Origin of the sequence: Arthrobacter sp. 24S4-2 (genome assembly GCF_005280255.1) — a bacterium.
Taxonomy (GTDB): domain Bacteria; phylum Actinomycetota; class Actinomycetes; order Actinomycetales; family Micrococcaceae; genus Arthrobacter.
Genome location: NZ_CP040018.1, coordinates 4,154,015 through 4,171,521, shown reverse-complemented (window position 1 = coordinate 4,171,521; position 17,507 = coordinate 4,154,015). Strand labels below are relative to the sequence as shown.

General features: G+C 66.2%; 17 protein-coding genes and 1 pseudogene. 14 read left to right on the top strand and 4 right to left on the bottom strand.

Annotated elements, in window-relative coordinates:
- The first annotated feature begins 78 nt into the window (after nt 1–78).
- From FCN77_RS19360 to FCN77_RS19345, 4 genes are all read left to right on the top strand, one after another.
- Nucleotides 79–507, top strand: coding sequence for an RNA polymerase sigma factor (locus FCN77_RS19360; RefSeq protein ID WP_254678643.1), 429 nt, complete (start codon nt 79–81; stop codon nt 505–507).
- A gap of 432 nt (nt 508–939) precedes the next feature.
- Nucleotides 940–1,404, top strand: a complete 465-nt coding sequence (locus FCN77_RS27080) for a hypothetical protein (RefSeq protein WP_254678642.1) — start codon at nt 940–942, stop codon at nt 1,402–1,404.
- 66 nt (nt 1,405–1,470) lie between these two features.
- Nucleotides 1,471–2,130 (top strand): SDR family oxidoreductase, encoded by a 660-nt coding sequence (locus FCN77_RS19350; protein ID WP_137323564.1) that lies wholly within the window; start codon nt 1,471–1,473, stop codon nt 2,128–2,130.
- A 90-nt stretch (nt 2,131–2,220) separates the two neighbouring features.
- Complete coding sequence (locus FCN77_RS19345) at nt 2,221–3,792, top strand: Na+/H+ antiporter (RefSeq protein WP_137323563.1); 1,572 nt, start codon at nt 2,221–2,223, stop codon at nt 3,790–3,792.
- On the opposite strand, the pseudogene FCN77_RS19340 reads toward FCN77_RS19345, so the two are convergent.
- Nucleotides 3,779–5,013: pseudogene (locus FCN77_RS19340) on the bottom strand (ROK family protein). The gene FCN77_RS19345 and the pseudogene FCN77_RS19340 sit on opposite strands and share 14 nt — an antisense overlap.
- A 224-nt stretch (nt 5,014–5,237) precedes the next feature.
- Here FCN77_RS19340 and FCN77_RS19335 point away from each other — a divergent pair.
- The 5 genes from FCN77_RS19335 to FCN77_RS19315 all read left to right on the top strand — a co-directional run bounded on the left by FCN77_RS19335 (nt 5,238) and on the right by FCN77_RS19315 (nt 11,357).
- Nucleotides 5,238–6,539, top strand: a complete 1,302-nt coding sequence (locus tag FCN77_RS19335; RefSeq protein WP_254678641.1) for an ABC transporter substrate-binding protein — start codon at nt 5,238–5,240, stop codon at nt 6,537–6,539.
- A 25-nt stretch (nt 6,540–6,564) separates the two neighbouring features.
- Complete coding sequence (locus FCN77_RS19330) at nt 6,565–7,518, top strand: carbohydrate ABC transporter permease (protein WP_137323561.1); 954 nt, start codon at nt 6,565–6,567, stop codon at nt 7,516–7,518.
- On the top strand, nt 7,518–8,432 hold the full coding sequence (locus tag FCN77_RS19325; RefSeq protein ID WP_137323560.1) for a carbohydrate ABC transporter permease: 915 nt from the start codon (nt 7,518–7,520) through the stop codon (nt 8,430–8,432). Before FCN77_RS19330 ends, FCN77_RS19325 begins: the two co-directional genes overlap by 1 nt.
- Nucleotides 8,433–8,519: 87 nt before the next feature.
- A complete protein-coding gene (locus FCN77_RS19320) occupies nt 8,520–10,226 on the top strand; it encodes an alpha-amylase family glycosyl hydrolase (protein ID WP_137323559.1) in 1,707 nt (568 codons plus the stop codon).
- A 144-nt stretch (nt 10,227–10,370) separates the two neighbouring features.
- Entirely contained in the window at nt 10,371–11,357 is a 987-nt protein-coding gene (locus FCN77_RS19315; protein ID WP_137323558.1) for an aldo/keto reductase family oxidoreductase, read from the top strand.
- Between the two features lie 74 nt (nt 11,358–11,431).
- Here FCN77_RS19315 and FCN77_RS19310 read toward each other — a convergent pair whose 3' ends face one another.
- Nucleotides 11,432–11,923, bottom strand: coding sequence for an ABC transporter substrate-binding protein (locus FCN77_RS19310; protein WP_254678640.1), 492 nt, complete (start codon nt 11,921–11,923; stop codon nt 11,432–11,434).
- A gap of 315 nt (nt 11,924–12,238) precedes the next feature.
- Here FCN77_RS19310 and FCN77_RS19305 point away from each other — a divergent pair, with 315 nt between their 5' ends.
- Genes FCN77_RS19305 through FCN77_RS19295 form a run of 3 tightly spaced genes read left to right on the top strand, consistent with a single transcriptional unit; the run spans nt 12,239 to nt 14,349 of the window.
- Nucleotides 12,239–13,108, top strand: coding sequence for a CoA ester lyase (locus FCN77_RS19305; RefSeq protein WP_137323557.1), 870 nt, complete (start codon nt 12,239–12,241; stop codon nt 13,106–13,108).
- Between the two features lie 30 nt (nt 13,109–13,138).
- Nucleotides 13,139–14,101 (top strand): DUF2797 domain-containing protein, encoded by a 963-nt coding sequence (locus tag FCN77_RS19300; protein ID WP_175417317.1) that lies wholly within the window; start codon nt 13,139–13,141, stop codon nt 14,099–14,101.
- Nucleotides 14,102–14,124: 23 nt separating this feature from the next.
- Nucleotides 14,125–14,349 carry a DUF3188 domain-containing protein gene (locus FCN77_RS19295; RefSeq protein WP_137323556.1) on the top strand — a complete coding sequence of 75 codons (225 nt, stop codon included), beginning with the start codon at nt 14,125–14,127 and terminating at the stop codon, nt 14,347–14,349.
- On the opposite strand, the gene FCN77_RS19290 is transcribed toward FCN77_RS19295, so the two are convergent.
- Together FCN77_RS19290 and FCN77_RS19285 are read right to left on the bottom strand one after the other, a co-directional pair.
- On the bottom strand, nt 14,339–16,027 hold the full coding sequence (locus FCN77_RS19290) for a SulP family inorganic anion transporter (RefSeq protein WP_137323555.1): 1,689 nt from the start codon (nt 16,025–16,027) through the stop codon (nt 14,339–14,341). The two genes, FCN77_RS19295 and FCN77_RS19290, sit on opposite strands and share 11 nt — an antisense overlap.
- On the bottom strand, nt 16,024–16,401 hold the full coding sequence (locus tag FCN77_RS19285) for a metalloregulator ArsR/SmtB family transcription factor (protein WP_137323554.1): 378 nt from the start codon (nt 16,399–16,401) through the stop codon (nt 16,024–16,026). Before FCN77_RS19285 ends, FCN77_RS19290 begins: the two co-directional genes overlap by 4 nt.
- 181 nt (nt 16,402–16,582) lie before the next feature.
- Between FCN77_RS19285 and FCN77_RS19280 the strand changes: the two genes are divergently transcribed.
- Nucleotides 16,583–17,047, top strand: a complete 465-nt coding sequence (locus FCN77_RS19280; protein ID WP_137323553.1) for a MaoC family dehydratase N-terminal domain-containing protein — start codon at nt 16,583–16,585, stop codon at nt 17,045–17,047.
- Nucleotides 17,048–17,064: 17 nt separating this feature from the next.
- Nucleotides 17,065–17,502: a MaoC family dehydratase gene (locus FCN77_RS19275; RefSeq protein WP_175417459.1), complete on the top strand. Its 438-nt coding sequence runs from the start codon at nt 17,065–17,067 to the stop codon at nt 17,500–17,502.
- Nucleotides 17,503–17,507: the final 5 nt, after the last annotated feature.

Below are 17,507 nucleotides of genomic sequence, written 5' to 3'. Positions count from 1 at the left end.
CTTTCCGAGCGTGAACTGGCATTCATAGCCATACACAAAGACAGTTATCCTGCCGTTTTCAGGTTCGTGCGCCGGAGGGTGGAATCCCCCGAAGTGGCGGAGGAAATCGCGTCGGACGTTTTCCGGGTGGTGTGGCAGAAATGGAGCGATGAACCGCGGACGGATGCCGCCTGGCTGCTCACCGTGGCCCGAAACCTGATCGGTAACGCCTACCGAAGCCGTGACCGCCAGCGGGCCCTGCAGGAGAAACTGCGGGCCACGGCGGTGCTGCGGTTCGGGGACGGATCCGAGAACCTTGCGGTACAGGACGCCATGGCCGGGTTGCGGGAGAAGGACCGTGACATTCTCCAGTTGGCCTACTGGGACGGGCTGGGCATGGCGGAGATCGCAGGTGTGCTCCAGTGCAGCGAGTCCGCTGCCAAGGTCCGCCTGCACCGGGCACGGGCTGCGTTCCGGAAACAGATGCCTGCGGGCGCCGACACGATCACACAGAGGATGGGTGCCTGAAATGGATCCGCTCAAGAACTTGATTTCCGCAACTGATCCGGTGCGCGACGATCTTTCCGCACCGGATGGCGAAGCGGCCCTTCGCAGGATGATGTCCGGATCCGCCGCGTTCAGCGACCGCCTCCCGGTGCATGAGACGTCGCTCGCGGAGCGCAGGCTGCGGCGCGCCCGGCTCGCCGGCGTGATCACCCTGGCTGCGGCCGCCGTCACCGCGGGTGTGCTGACTGCCACCAACCTCGGTCCGGTGAACCCGGTGCCCGCACCGGCCGCCACCGTCACCGGATCGGCATCACCGACCGCAACGCCGTCGGAGGCCACACCGGGCAGTAAATTCGTGTTCCCCGACGGCCACCTCTCCTTCACCTACCCGAAGGGTGGAGCGTCCGGACGGAACAGGGTCCCTACCTGGCTGAGGAAGCCAAAGCCGGTTCCGTGTCCGCGGTGGTCCTTGACGGTTCCGGGGCCGAGGTGGCCCGGGTCCTCAGCGGGATGTACGGCGACGGGGCGGGGGGCAGCGTCAAGCGTACTGTTCTCGACCACGCGCCCGTGCCCGGGATCACCGACGCGTCAGGGCACCCTGCCGAGTTTGGCTTCGCCTCTGACCAGATCCTGCCCGTCCCTTATCCCGGGATGCCGGAGCCCACAGAGTCCACGGAGCCGGCGGACAGTGCCTCCTACTACTTCATGGACGTGCGGCTGGCCCAGGAGTTCCTTCCGACACAGACCGGCTCCGGAACCAACCAGATTCCGTTACCCAACGGGGTGATGTCCGCCTACGTTGTGTTCGACGTCGAAAGGCAGCCCGTCTTCGCGACGCCCGACGCGGCAAGAGCCTGGATGGCGAGCGAACGGTACGCCCAGCTGAAGGTTCTGCTGCTCAGCCTCAACTACTCCTAACCTGATTCCCGGGCGTGTCAGTTGGGCGTCTGCCCAACTGACATCCGTTTGGGACAGAATGAGTCAATGACGCACATCGCAATCATCGGCGGCCACGGCAAAGTGGCTTTGGAACTGGCCAGAATCCTCGCGGCGGAAGGTGAGGACGTCACGTCCTTCTTCCGCAACCCGGACCACACTGACGACGTCGCGGCGACAGGCGCCACGCCGTCGGTCCTGGACGTTGAACACACGACGACGGCGGAACTCGCCAGCGCCCTCCAGGGCCACGACGCCGTGGTGTGGTCCGCCGGTGCCGGCGGCGGCAACCCGGAACGAACGTACGCTGTGGACCGCGACGCCGCCATCCGGTCGATGGACGCGGCGGCGGAGGCCGGCGTCGGACGTTATGTCATGGTGTCCTACTTCGGTGCGGGACCCGATCACGGAGTCCCCGCGGACAGCAGCTTCCACGCCTACGCCGAGGCGAAGGCCGCCGCGGACCAGTACCTGCGCGGCACGGACCTGGCCTGGACCGTCCTGGGCCCCGGGAGCCTCACGGACGGACCGGGCAACGGGCTGATCGACGTCAACCCGGCGGACACCTCCGCGGGCACCGCCACTTCACGGGCGAACGTGGCGCTCGTGACGGCCGCCGTCCTGGGACTGCCGGAAACCGCCGGGCGCACCATCGAATTCCGGGACGGAACCCTGCCGGTGGCCGCGGCACTGGAGCCCGCCGGCTGACCAGCGAGTAACGCCCGCCCCGCACCCGATATCGTGGAGGAGGCGGCTGCGCATCCCCGCGGGCGCCTCCACTTCGGGGAAAGTGAGCATATGGATCAGCTGGCACTCATTATCGGACTGCTGCTTGCCACGGTGGTGGCCGTGGGCCTGGGGGACCGGCTCCGGCTTCCCTATCCCGTGCTCATGCTGATCCTGGCGGCATCGCTGACCTTCATCCCGGGCTTTCCGGAAATGGACATCTCGCCCGAGCTGATCCTGCCCATCTTCCTGCCGCCGCTGCTGTTCGCGACGGCCCAGCGCAGCTCGTGGGCGGTGTTCAGGGTCCGCTGGCGGACGCTGATCATGCTCGCCGTGGCCCTGGTGATTGTGTCCACCGCTGCTGTGGCCGGGGCGGCCTGGCTCATGATCCCGGGAATCGGGATTCCCGCCGCCATTGCCCTCGGCGCCATGGTGGCTCCGCCGGATCCTGTTGCGGTGGAATCCGTGGCCGGCCGGGTGCACATGCCGCGCCGGCTGATCACCGTCCTGCAAAGCGAGGGCCTATTCAACGATGCCGCCGCCATCGTCATTTTCCAGGCTGCCGTTGCAGCCGCCGTTTCGGGCAGCAGGATGGGGCCCGACGTCGTCCTCAAGTTCCTCGTCGGAGCCGCGGTGGCGGTGCTGGTGGGCATTGCCATGGGCTGGGTTACGTCGCTGATCACCCGGCTGGTGACCTCCATGGTGGCCCGCAGTGCGGTCACCCTTGTGGTGCCGTTTGCCGCCTACATCCTCGCCGAAGAGGTCCACGCCTCAGGCGTGATCGCCGTCGTGGTCACCGCGCTGGAGATGCAGCGCCATTCTCGGCCGCAGGACGCCGCCGAGAGGGTGACGCGCACGGCTTTCTGGGACGTTGTGGAGCTCCTGGTGACGGGGCTGGCCTTCGGGCTGGTGGGGCTGGAGATCCGGCAGGTCATCCACGACGAAGGCACCGGGATCTACGGCATGATCGGAACCGCGGTGGTTGTGTGCATCATCGTCTTCGCGGTCCGGTTCCTCTGGCTGGGCCTCCTGGCCGCCTCGGCGCGCAAGCGGGAGAACCTGCTGCAGCCCACCTCCGCCAAGGAAGTCCTGATCCTGACCTGGTGCGGCATGCGCGGCCTCGCGACGCTGGCACTCGCCCTGGCACTGCCCCTGACCCTGGCGGACGGCACGCCCTTCCCGGCGCGTCACGAGCTGCTGGTCATCGCCTGCGCCGTGCTGCTGGCCACGCTGGTGCTGCCGGGCCTGACTCTTCCCTGGCTGATGAAGGTCCTGAAGGCCACCGGCGACGGTTCGGAGGAACGTGACGCCGCCCGCCTGCTGGCCAAACGCGCGCAGCAGGCCGCCGTCGCAGCACTGAAGGATAACGACCTCATGAAGGAGCTCCCGGCGGAGAAGGTGGCCCTGGTCAAGGAAAAGATGACGCGGCTGCACGCGGAGCTCCTGGACGGAAGCCTGCGGAACGAATCCCTCGTGGAGAAGCGCCAGCGCGGCCGCGAACTGGCCATCGCCGTGCAGACCATTGCGCTCGATGCCGCGCGCCAGGAAGTGGTGGCCGCCCGGAACGAACCGGACATGGACCCGGAAGTGGCGGACCGCGTGCTGCGGCAGCTGGACCTGCGCACCATGATCATGCCGGAGTAGCTTCTCCCGACGCAGCTGACTGGGCCGGGGCTGCCAGCTCCAGGTCGAGGGAATTCTCCTCGACATAGTCCAGGGCACATCGCACGGCCCCAACGGTCACGATTGCATCGCCAAGCGGGGAGACCGCCACCCTCGGGGAGTCACGGTGAACTCCTTCAGCCGTTCGGCAATCGGTTCAAGCAGCACGCCCGCAGAATTTGCCACGGCACCGCCGATGACCACCAGTTCGGGGTTGATGATGGTGGCCACGGCGCCAATGACCCTGGCCATCCGGTCGGCCAGCCGGTCGAGGATTTTCAGGGCCACGGCGTCGCCGGCAGCCGCAGCTGCAAAGACATGCTCGGCCTCGACGCCTTCGCCGGCGTGCTCGCGGAGTGAGGTTTTGGCCTTCGCGGCAAGGGCGTCCGCGGCCCATCCCCTCGCCAGGGACGCGATGCCGAAGGTGTCTCCCACCCCCTCCACCATGTCCAGGAACGCCAGTTCGCCTGCGCCGCCGCCGCAGCCGTGCAGCAGCCGCCCGCCGTCGATCACTCCCGAACCCAGGCGTTCACTGGCGAGAATGACCACGACGTCGTCCACGCCCGCCGCCGCCCCGCGCCAGCGGTCGCCCAGGGCGGCGAGGTTGGCGTCGTTTTCCAGCAGTACAGTCCACCCGTGCAGGTCCCTCAACGCTGCCTTCAGGCCGACGTCGAACAGTCCCCAGAAGTGCTGGGTCACCAGCACGTCGCCGTTGCGGTCCACCGGTGCGGCGATGCCCGCGCAGACGGCCAGTACGGCCTCAGGTGAGGCGCCGATGCCGTGCAGGGCCAGCATGGCGGTCCGGTCAATGACGGCGATGCGCTCTTCTGCCGAAATTTCGGCACCGGCGAACGGCTGGCTGGACCGGCCCAGGGCTTTGCCGCGGAGATCGGACACCACCACCGTGGCCTTGGAGATGCCCACGTCCATGCCCAGGACGTAGCCTGCCCGTTCGTTGAGCTCGAACCGCCGTGCCGGCCTGCCTTTCTGGTAGCCGCCAAATGCCCGCTGGTTTTCCAGTTCCGTGATCCAGCCGCGCTGCATGAGGTCCTCGCAGACGGAAATTGCGGTGGCCCGGGTGAGCCCGGTGGCCTCCATGACTTCCGTGACCGTCACCGCCTGCGAGGCGCGCATGAATTCCAGCACTGCTCCGGCGCTCACGCGCCGCAACAGTTGGGGCGTTGCCGCGGTCATTTCAGACATGGTGTTGACCTCTCTGTGCTTTGCACCACATAATACTTGAGGAACTAAATTTAGATTCCATATAAACTTTGAGCATGTGGACCGGACGGCCGCCGACCACTGGCTTGAGTTCCAGCCCTTCACTCAGCCTTTTGCAAAGGAGCAACTGTGAACCGCACCCTGAGGCACTGCCCGCCCGGACCCGGGCACCAGCCCCGCCACCTCCGCACGTCAGCCCCTGCCCTGTGAACGCCGCTGTGCCCGCATCGCTGCTGAGCCGGCGTTCCCTGCTCCGGGCCGCCGGCCTGGCCGGGGCCGCGGCCATGATTCCCTTCACCGGCTGCGCGTCACCGTCCGGACCGCAGACCGGCGTCACCACCCTGCGCTTCATGCAGAACAAGCCCGAGGTGGTGGCCTACTTCAACCAGGTCATCAAGGACTTCGAGGCGCTGAACCCGGACATCCACGTGGTCCAGGACTTCAATGAGGGCAACTTCGTCCCAGGCCTGGTCCGCAACGATCCGCCGGATGTTGTGACCCGCGGCTTCGCGCAGGCCACCGCCGATTTTGTCCGGAAAGGCATCTTCGCCGACCTCTCGGACCTGCCCGTGGCTGCCAGCATCGACCCGAAAATGCAGGAGCTCATCAGCTCCTGGGGCCAGTACAACGGCAGTGAGATCAGTGCGTTGCCGTTCTCGCTGGCCGCGGCCGGGGTCATCTACAACCGCGATATTTTCGAGGCCCAAGGTGTCGCTGTCCCCACCACGTGGAGCGGGTTCGTCGCGGCCTGCGAAACGTTCAGGGCCGCCGGCATTGCCCCGATCTACGGAACGTACAAAGACACTTGGACCCTCGCCCAGGGCATGTTCGACTATGTGTCCGGCGGCTCGCTGGACGTTGCGGACTTCTTTGCCAGGATCAATGCCAAGGGCGCCCGAATCAGCAAGGATGCGGCCGAGTCATTCTCCAACAACTTCGGCCCGGCGCTGCCCAAGATGCTGCAACTCGCGTCCTACTCCCAGAACGGTGCCGCCAGCAAGAACTACGCGGACGGCAACGCGGCGTTCGCCAAAGGCCAGGCGGCGATGTACCTCCAGGGTCCGTGGGCACTGTCCCAGCTCGTTTCGGCCAACAAGAACATCAGGCTCGGGAGCTTCCCGCTGCCGGTCACGGACAACCCTGAGGAAACCAAAGCCCGCGTGAACGTGGACATGGCGCTCTCCATCACCCGCAACACGCCAAACATGGCCGCGGCGCAGCGGTTCGTCAACTACCTGCTGGAGCCGTCCGTGGTGAACACGTTCAACGAAAAGAACGCGGCCTTCTCACCCCTCAAGGACGCTCCCGCCGTCAGCAACCCGCAGATCAGCGGGCTCGGCGAGTCAGTCAAGGAAGCGCGCTACTACCAAGGCGCTGCGACCTACTTCCCGCCGTCGGTGCCCCTGAACAACTACATCCAGTCCTTCGTGTACGGCAGGAACGGCGAGCAGTTCCTTTCAGCGCTCGACGACGAATGGCGCCGCGTGGCCCAGCGCACCGCAGTCTGACCCCACCCCGACTCCAGGAGTTCAAATGACTACAACTTCCCGGGTGGCCCAGACAGCCCGTCCCGCAGAAGGCAAGACCCCCGCCTCAGCTTCCACAGGCACCGGAGCGTTCCGGTCCAAGAGCAAGATCGACCCCACGTACTACTGGATGGTGGTGCCTGTACTGGCACTGTTCGCCTTCTTCATCACGCTGCCGGCACTCGTGGGCGTCTTCTTCAGCCTCACGAACTACGCCGGTTACGGCGACTGGAAGTTCATCGGGCTGATGAACTACGTCAACATCTTCAAGGACCCGGCTGTCCTGCAGTCCTACATCTTCACCTTCGTCTTCGCCCTGACCACCACAGTGGTGGTCAACGTCGTGGCGCTCGCCATTGCACTGGGCCTGAACGCGAAGATCAAGTGGCGCACCGGCATCCGCACCGTCTTCTTCATCCCCATGGTGCTGTCCGCGCTCATCGTCTCCTTCGTGTTCAACTACCTCTTTTCCAACACCCTCCCGGTGCTGGCGGAGCGGTTCGGAATGACCCCGCTCGCCACCAGCATCCTCGCCAATGAGAACCTGGCCTGGATCGCCATCGTGGTGGTTACTGTCTGGCAGGCGGCGCCCGGCGCCACCATCATCTACCTGGCGGGACTGCAGAGTGTCCCTTCCGAGGTCTATGAAGCCGCGGACCTGGACGGTGCCGGCAGTTTCCGCCAGTTCCTCAGCCTGACGCTGCCGCTGATCCTGGGCTACCTCGTGATCAACGTGATCCTCGGGTTCAAAGGCTTCCTGGGGACCTACGAGATCATCGTGGGCCTCACCGGCGGAGGTCCCGGCATGGCGACGCAGTCCGTGGCCATGCGCATCTTCTCCGGCTTCACGGGCGGCGACTACTCCTACCAGATGGCGAACGCCGTCATCTACTTCCTGATCACCCTGCTGATCTCCGTCATCCAGCTGCGCCTCATCCAGCGCCGGGGGGTTTCACTCTAATGACTGTTTCCACACATTCCGCGCCCATCACCGGAGCCGCGGGGCCCACCAGTGTCACGTCGGGCTTCCGCAAGAACCGCAAGTCCAACCGCGAGGGCTTCAAGGTCAACTGGTGGCTCACCGCCCTGATGCTGGTGGCCTCGCTGACCGTCCTGCTGCCGCTCTACTTCACCGTGGCCATGGCACTCAAGTCCCCGGACCAGATCGGAACCGGCACGGGCCTCGCCTGGCCCAACCCGATGAACTGGGAAAACTTCGCCGCCGCCTACGTGGCCACCAACTTCCCGCGGGCCTTCATGTCCACGGCGTTCGTTACCGTGTTGAGCGTCCTCGGTTCCCTGGCCTGCAGTTCCCTGGTGGCCTACGCCATTGCCCGGAACTGGAACCACAGGTTCTTCCGGGGCTCGTTCGTCTACCTGCTGTCGGCAATGTTCATTCCCTTCCCGGTGATCATCCTGCCGCTCATCAAGCAGACGGCGCTCCTTGGCCTGGACAACCCGGCCGGCGTTGTGTTCCTGCACGTCCTCGGCGGAATCTCGTTCAATACGCTGCTGTACATTGCCTTCGTACGCTCCATTCCCGTGGAGCTGGAAGAGTCGGCACGCATGGACGGCGCCACCACGTGGCAGGTGTTCCGCAGGATCATCTTTCCGCTGCTGGCTCCCATGAACGCAACTGTGGGGATCTTCGCCTTCCTCGGCTCCTGGAATGACTTCCTGCTGCCGCAGATGATGATCGCGGACCCCGCACTGCAGACCCTCCCCGTGGTGCAAATGCTCTTCCAGGGCGAATTCAACACCAACTACAGCCTGGCCTTCGCGTCGTACCTCATGGCCATGGCGCCCACGCTGGTGGTTTACATCCTGGCGCAACGTTGGGTACTGTCCGGAGTCATGCGCGGTGCAGTGAAGTAACCAGTGAAACAGGCGCAAGGCATCCGGGCGCCCATCAATTTTTCCCAAGACCGGCAACAACAACCAACCCAAGAAAAGGAATCTCTTTTGTCCACCACCGCCACTCTGGCAACCCTGTCCGATTCAAACCTCGCAGCCGATCCCAACTGGTGGCGCCAGGCCTCCGTGTACCAGATCTATCCGCGCAGCTTCTCGGATTCGAACGGTGACGGACTGGGCGACATCAAGGGCATCACGGCCAAGGTGCCGTACCTGAAGGAACTGGGGATCGACGCCGTCTGGCTCAGCCCGTTCTACCCGTCCGCGCTCGCTGACGGCGGTTACGACGTCGACGACTACCGCAACGTGGACCCCAAGCTGGGCACGCTGGAGGACTTCGCCGAGATGTCCGCCGCCCTGCACGCCGCCGGCATCAAGCTCATTGCGGACATCGTCCCCAACCACTCCTCCAACCGGCACGAATGGTTCAAAGAAGCACTCGCCGCACCGAAGGGCTCCGCCGCGCGCGAGCGCTACATCTTCCGCGACGGGCTCGGCAAGAACGGCGAGCTGCCGCCGTCGGACTGGGACTCCGTGTTCGGCGGTCCCGCCTGGGAGCGCATCACCGAACCGGACGGCACCCCCGGCCAGTGGTACCTGCACATCTTCGCCAAGGAGCAGCCGGACCTGAACTGGTCCAACCGCGAGATCCGCGACGACTTCCTGAAGACCCTGCGCTTCTGGTCCGACCGCGGCGTGGACGGCTTCCGCGTGGATGTGGCGCACGCCCTGACCAAGGACCTGACCGAGCCGCTCATCTCCAAGGTGGAGCTGACCGAGGCCAACACGGGCACGGACGGCTTCCCGGACGGCTCGCACCCGTTCTGGGACCGCGACGAAGTCCACGAGATCTATGCCGAATGGCGTGAGGTGTTCAACGAGTACAACCCTCCGCGCACCGCCGTCGCCGAAGCCTGGGTGCACGCCACCCGCCGTGCCCGCTACGCGAGCCCGCAGGGCCTGGGCCAGGCCTTCAACTTCGACCTGCTGCAGGCTGATTTCAACGCCGAGGAATTCCAGGAAATCATCACCCGGAACCTGGCCGAAGCGACGGCAACCGGCGCCTCCTCCACCTGGGTCTTCTCCAACCACGACGTCGTCCGGCACGCAACGCGGTACGGCCTGCCGATGGGCGGGGGAGTCCACGCCAAGGGCCAGGACGGCAAGGGCTGGCTGCTGGCCGGCGCACCGGCCGAGGAACTGAACGTGGAACTGGGCCTGCGCCGCGCCCGTGCGGCCAGCCTGCTGATGCTGGCACTGCCGGGCTCGGCCTACCTGTACCAGGGCGAGGAACTCGGCCTGCAGGAAGTCGGCGAGATCCCCGACGCCGACCGCCAGGACCCGTCGTTCTTCCGCAACAAGGGCGTGGAGATCGGCCGCGACGGCTGCCGCGTGCCGCTGCCGTGGGCCAGTGAGGGCACGTCATTCGGCTTCGGCGCCGGAGACGCCCACCTGCCCCAGCCGGAATGGTTCAGCCGCTACGCCGTGGATGCCCAGGACGGCGTGGAGGGCTCCACCCTGGAGCTCTACCGCAAGGCGCTTAAGCTGCGCCGCGAGCTGCAGACCGCGGAAGAGCTGGAATGGGTGGAAACCGGCAACCCCAACGTGCTGCAGTTCAGCCGCCACGGCGGCTGGCAGTCCGTGACCAACTTCGGTGCGGAGCCGGTGGAACTCCCGGCCGGCGAGGTCCTGCTCAGCAGCGCCCCGCTGGAAGCCGGCAAGCTTCCTGCCAACGCGACGGCCTGGCTACGCTAAGGCCGGGGTCAAGCATGATCTGCTAGCTTAACCATGAAACTCGTCCTGGTGGCGGTGCCCTGCCCGGGCGCCGCCACCGGGGCTTTTTCCGTTGGGCCCTGGCCGGATCGACGGATCCGCAGGATCAAGTGAAAGAGTGGCGACATGAGTACACAATCTGCAAACCCGTCCGGACAGGAACTGAACCGTACCCAGGAACTTATTTACGGTTGCATGGGCCTCGGCGGGAGCTGGTCTGCTGAGCCCTATGCACCCCAGCATGTGGAGCAGGCGGCCGCTGCGATCGACGCCGCACTGGATTCGGGCATCACGCTGTTTGACCACGCGGATATTTACCGCAGCGGCAAGTCGGAGGCCGTCTTCGGTGAAGTCCTGGCGATCACACCGGGGCTGCGGGAACGGATCCGGCTCCAGACCAAGTGCGGCATCCGGCTCAACGAGCAGGGCCTCGAGACGCACTACGACCTGAGCCGCGAGGGAATCCTGGAACGGGTCAACGGCAGCCTGAAGCGGCTGAAGACCGACTACGTGGACGTCCTCCTGCTGCACCGCCCCGACCCGCTGGCGGACCCCGCGGAGGTGGCGTCCGCCGTCGGGCAGCTGATGCAGGAAGGCAAAGTCCGGCAGCTTGGCGTGTCCAACATGTCCGCACCCCAGATCGAGGCACTGCAGGACCACCTGGAAACCCCGGTGGTGGCCAACCAGCTGGAAATGAGCCTGCTGAAACGGGCCTGGCTGGAAAGCACCGTGCTGGTCAACCATACCGAGGCCCTGGACCACAGCTTCCCGCACGGCACCCTGGAATTCTGCAGCCGGCAGGGGATCACCCTGCAGGCCTACGGAGCGCTGGCACAAGGACATTACACCGGCGCCCCGCCGGAAAGCCCGACGCCGGCGGAAACCGCCACGGCGGAGCTCATCGCCGAGATGGCGAGGGACAAGGGAACCACCAGGGAAGCCATCCTCCTCGGCTGGCTCATGCGGCACCCGGCCGGGATCGCGCCGGTGATCGGTTCGGCGAACCCGGACCGGATCCGTGCCTGCGCCGGAGCCGCGCGGGTTGCCGCTGCCATGACCCGTGCCGAGTGGTACCGGCTGTGGGTCACGGCCCGCGGGAGCAACATCCCCTAAGCCCCGGCCGCCCAAGTGCCCCGCTTAACCCAACTAGGTCGCAGTTAATGTCGTTATGAGCGCTCATAACGACATTAACTGCGACCTAGTTGGGGTATCTTCTTGCCGATGAAGTCCCGGGCGGTGCGGATGGGGCTGTCTTCCTTGACGTAGAAGCCATTGAATGTCTTCTCGTCCTCGCCGTAGTAGTTGATGACGGCCTTCACCGGGGCGCCGGCTTCCACGAGCTTCACCACCGCCCCGGTGAAGGCACCGCCGAAGTCGGTCTGCCCGGTGGCTGCCGACTGGATGTCCTGCGGGCCGCTGATGGTGTTGCCCACCCAGTTGAGCTTGACGTCGCCGAGGTAGCCGAGGTCCTGGGCCAGCTCGGGAAGCGTGACGGAGTTGGCCCAGCCCTGGTAGCGCAGTTCCTTCACCTCGGTGGCGCCGGAGGAACCTCCTCGGGCAGCGCTCGCGGCAGCACTTGCGCCGGTGCTCGTGCCGTTGGCAATTCCGCCGCAGCCCGACACCGTCATCGCGATGACGACGGCGGCCGCGGCACTCATGATGGTCAGGTGTCGTTTCATAGGGGGTTTCCTTTGTGGTGCATTAGGGTAAGTGATGGGGTGAAGCGGCGGGGCCGTTTGCCTGCCGCTTGAACGATGTAAGCGCACCTTCCGGCTCAAAAAAAGGGCGGCTGTAACGCCGGGAAACCCTCGGAAACGAGCGGAAACACGAGGAAACTCCGGGTCACAAGACGCCCCGTTTCGTCCGGTAACGGCCCGTGAAGGAGTTTGACGCGCCCGCCGTGCCGGATTTTGGTCGTATTGTTCGCGGTATTGTTCCAAGGGTGGGCGGCTGTTACTTAGCGTTGGAGGGCTCCGGGCGGATACGGTAGGAGTATGACCACCTCTACCTCCGCCGCCGTCGACACCGTACGGCCCGAACGAAACATCCCCGCCGAAATTGCCCGTTCGTGGCTTTTGGTGAACGCGATGAAGCCTGAGCTTTTTGACGTCTCGGCCGTGTCGCGCGCGGACTCGATCATTCTTGACATCGAAGATGCGGTAGACCCCTCGCAGAAGGACACCGCCCGCGAACACGTCATCAACTGGCTGACTGCCGGCGGCCGGGCCTGGGTGCGCATTAACGATGCCACGAGCCCGTTCTGGGCCGCCGACCTCGCCGGCCTGCGCGGCACCCCGGGCCTGCTCGGCGTCATGCTGGCCAAGACCGAGTCCGCGGACCAGGTCACGGAGAGCTACCACCGCATGGACGGCAAGACCCCCGTGATTGCGCTGGTTGAATCCGCCGTCGGCATCGAGGAAGCCAACAACATTGCGAAGGCCCAGGGCGCGTTCCGCCTGGCGTTCGGCTCCGGTGACTTCCGCCGCGACACCGGCATGGCAGCCACCCCCGAAGCGATGGCCTACCCGCGCGCCAAGCTGGTTGTCGCCAGCCGCGTGGGCAACCTCCCGGGCCCCATCGACGGCCCCACGGTGGGCACCAACCACCCGATCCTGCGCGAGCAGACCGGCATCACCGTGATGATGGGCATGACCGGCAAACTGTGCCTGGCCATTGACCAGACCCACGTCATCAATGAAGTCATCAGCCCCACGCCGTCGGACGTCGCCTGGGCCACGGACTTCATGTCCGACTTCGAGGCCAACGGCCGCGTGATCCGCGACGGCTCCGACCTGCCTCGCCTGGGCCGTGCCGAAAAGATCATGAAGCTCGCGGTAGCCTTTGGCGTGCAGCCGGCGCTCTAGCGGCCACTGAGCAAGAACCAAGGAGACCCCGTGACCGATACCCGTTATCTGGTTCACGGGGTCTTTTGGGATGGTGCACCTCCTGGTTCCCCGGAGGGCCCCGGATCAGTAAGGCACGACGGCGGGACTCCGGCCATGCGGCTGCAGGACCCCGCCGGCGGTTTCAGGGAGCTGACCCTCGACGCCGGCAGCCGGCTGGGCTTCCGGGTCGCCGTCGAAGGGAAGTTCTGCCTGGGGCATCACAGGGTGCACGGCCCGGCCAGCCGGGACCACGTCCTCTGCCCGGCCAAGGCGCCGGCAGCCAGGGGAAGCCAGTGCGAGCGCTGCTTCGTGGTGGACGATTCCCGGCTCATCCACGACTTCCACCGCGGCGGCGGCGTCCCTCCGGGCCTGCGCGCCTACCTGATGCAGCAGCACTGGTTGTACGTGGCCACCTTCGCCAACGGGGCCAGCAAGGTGGGCACCGCCTCGAACCTGCGGAAATGGAACCGGCTGGCCGAGCAGGGAGCCGTGGTGGCCCGGTACGTGGCACGCGCCGACGACGGCAGGGTGGTCCGGGTCCTGGAAGACATGCTGACCCGGGACGCCGGGCTCCCGCAGCAGGTCCGCTCGGCGGCCAAGGCCGCCGCCCTGGTGGCGCCGGCACCCGCCGTCGAACTTGATGCCCTGAACCGGAAGTTGGCCGGAGACGCCCGTGCGCTGCTGGTGCGCGCCGGCGTCGAAGGCTTCGAGGTTGTGGACGAGCGCTGGGTGCGGCCCGCGCTCGCTGACAGGGCGTGCATGCCGGCTTCCCGGCATTCCTACCCGCACGACCTAACCACCGGAACCCACGGATTCCGCATTGCCGCGGTGAGCGGCGGCATCGCCGTGGCCGCCCTGGACGGCGCGGAGCTCGAGTTCGTGGTGAACCTGAGCCAGCTGAAGGCGCGCACCGTAGAGCTCGGAGACGACTACGGTTCTGACGTTCCGGTAGTGCAGGAATCCCTGTTCTGAACCCCGGCCCGTAGAATGGCACGGTGCTGAACGAATTCTGGGCCACCGCATCCACCGCCTACAAGGTGCTCGTTTTCAGCGCCATGGGCCTGATCGCCGTCGGCATCATCCTCAACCTGGTGGGCAACACCTCGAACAACCAGGGCCTCGCCGTGGCCTCGCTGCCCGTGATCGGGCTGGGCCTGGTCCTGCACGTTGTGGGCATCGTGGTGCGCGGGCAGCAGATCCGCAAGAACCTCAGGCGCTAGCAGCGGCGTTCCGCAGCACGTGGCTCCGGGCGTGCTCCACGGCCGCCGGCAGCGTGGTGAACAGATGCTTGTGGTGCCGCAGGGACCGGATCACACCGACGTTGGTCACGAGGGCCATATGTTCCGGCTGGACCCCCTTGACCAACACGGTGATGCCCCGAAGCTCGAGGGCTGAGATGACCTCCACCAGGGCGTGGGCGCCCGTGGCGTCCAGCATCCGCACCTGGGACAGGCGGATGATGGCCACCTGGATGTCCTTCACCTCGCTGATTTCCTGCAGGATCCGTTCCGCGGCGCCAAAGAACATGGCGCCTCCGAGGGTGAAGACGGCAATGTGCTCGTCCCCCTCCACTGGCGCCCCGGCAATGTCCTGCCGGCGGACGCCACTCATCGATGCGAACTTTCGCAGGGTCAGCAGGGCGGCAGCGGCGAGGCCGATCTCGATGGCGATGATCAGGTCGAACGCCACGGTGATGAGTGCCGTCAGAAGGAAGACTGCCGCATCGGAGCGGGTGGAGCGAAGAATGGCAGTGACGGTCCGCTGTGAAACCATCCGTGTTGCGGTCACCATCAGGACTCCGCCCAGCACGGCCAGCGGGATCCGGCTTACCAGCCCCGCTGCAAGGTAGATGATGGCCAACAGCACCACGGCGTGCACGATCGCGGAGAGACGGGTCTTGGCACCGGAACGGACGTTGACGGCGGTCCGGGCAATGGCGCCCGTCGCCGGCATGCCGCCGAAGAGGCCTGCCGCCACGGAGGCCAGCCCCTGGCCGGTGAGCTCGCGGTCCGGCGTGTAGGGGCCGCTGAGCCTGCCGTCCGGTCCAACCAGTCCTGCGCCCACCCGTGCGGACAGTAGCGACTCGATGGCGGCCAGCATCGCGATTGCCACCGCGGGCATTACCAGGCCGCCCAGCGCGGCAGGGTCAAACGTCGGTACCCGGGGCGCCGGCAGGGAATGTGGCATGGCCCCGATCCGTGGGATGTCCAGCTGCAGCAGTTCCGCTGCAATGGTGACCAGCAACACCGCAATCAGGCTCGCGGGCAGCGACTTGTGAAGCCTAGGCGCAATCAGCATGATGGCCGCGACCCCCGCCACCACAGCCAGGGTCTGGGCAACTGTGGGCACAGTGGCAAGCGATGCGCTCTCGATGGCCGCGAGGAGGATATTGTGGCCCGGGATACCCTCGGTGCCCAGGGCCGAGGGAACCTGCTGGAGGAAGATAATGGTGGCGATCCCCAGGGTGAAGCCTTCCACCACCGGCCAGGGAATAAAGGCCACAGCACGCCCCAGCCCGCTGATGCCGAGGGCGCAGACCATAAGGCCTGCCATGAGGGAAACCAAGGCAATACTTCCGGTCCCATGGGTCGCCACCACCGGGGCGAGCACCACCACCATGGCACCGGTGGGGCCGGACACCTGGACGTTGGATCCGCCCATCACCGCGGCCACGAGGCCGGCCACCACGGCCGTGATCAGGCCGGCCTCGGCTCCCACGCCGGAACTGACCCCGAACGCCAGGGCCAGAGGGAGCGCCACGATTCCTACGGTGATGCCGGCCAGCAGATCCGTCTTCCACGAGGAGCTGAGACCGTCGTAATCCCCGCGGGACGGCAGATACTTCGTCAGAGCGGAGCGCAGCCGCGACTTGGGGGAGGCCGCCGGAACGGCGCTCACAATGCGGGACCCGAGAGGTGCGCACTCGGCAGTTCCTGAGCCAGCCGGAGCTGCTCGTTCGAATCAGCCAGATTGTCCAGCAGGAAGGTCCGGGAAATGGACAGCAGTTCGGCAATCTTGGGGTGTGCCAGGCGGTACGTGACGGCATTCGCTGTCCGCACCGACGTGACAACCTTGTGCCGGCGAAGCGTTGCCAGGTGCTGGGAGAGGTGTGAGGCCTCAAGCCCCGTTTCGGCCAGGAGGAAGCTAACGGGGGCCGTCGTGTCGGGGGCGGCCGCAAGCAGTTCGAGGATCCTGATGCGCGCCGGGTGGGCTAGCGCTTTGAAGAGGTTGGCCTTGATTTCGTACAAAGGGGCCTGTGCCGCGGAAAGCATTGTGACCTGCTGTCGCTGGGTTCATGCCGAGGATGCCTGTGCCGGTCGCCATGAATTGATGGAATGATGAATCCATCATACCGCTCGCGGGGGAACGGTGCCAGGCCCTCTGCGCGTAACAGGCCGTGAGCCGGCCCACCTCTTCGGCGTCCGACGGCACGGGAACGATAGGCTTGAGGCCATGACTATCAATCCGGATCTGCAGGGCCGTAGCTACCCTGCCGCAGAGGTGTACGACGTCGGCCGCGAGAAAATCCGCGAGTTCGCCCGGGCCGTCAAGGCCACCCACCCCGCGCATTTCGACCTGGACGCTGCCAAGGCCCTTGGCCACAACGACCTCGTGGCGCCGCCCACCTTCGCCATCATCATTGCCCAGCGCGCCGACGCGCAGCTGATCGAGGATCCGGAGTCCGGCATCGACTTCTCCCGCGTGGTCCACGCGGACCAGCGCTTCATTCACCACCGCCCCATTTTCGCCGGCGACCGGCTGGTGGCGGAGCTGCACGTGGACGGTGTCCGTGCCATGGGCGGCGGCGCCATGATCACCACCCGTTCGGAGATCTTCGCCCTCACCGGAGAAGACGGCTCCCGCGAGAGCGTCTCCACCACCACCTCGTCCATCCTGGTCCGCGGAGAGGGACAGTAACCATGAGCACAGCATCCATTGCCCCCACTTTCTCGGATCTCGCCGTCGGCCAGGACCTCGGCAGCCGCAGCATCACCGTCAGCCGCCAGGACCTGGTGAAGTATGCCGGCGCGTCCGGCGACTTCAACCCGATCCACTGGAACGAAGCCTTCGCCACCGGCGTGGGCCTTCCCGGCGTCATTGCCCACGGCATGTTCACCATGGGCGCGGCAGTCCAGCTGGTGACCGACTGGGCGGGCGACCCCGCCGCCGTCGTCGATTTCCAGACGCGCTTCACCAAACCGGTCCTGGTCACTGACACCACCGGTACCGATGAGCCGGGCGCCGTCATCGAGGTAAGCGGCGCCATTGGCGCGCTCGACGCCGGGGCCGGCACCGCCCGCGTGGACCTCACCGTTGTCTTCGCCGGCCAGAAGGTCCTGATGAAGGCCCAGGCAGTCGTCAGGCTTGCGTGACAAAG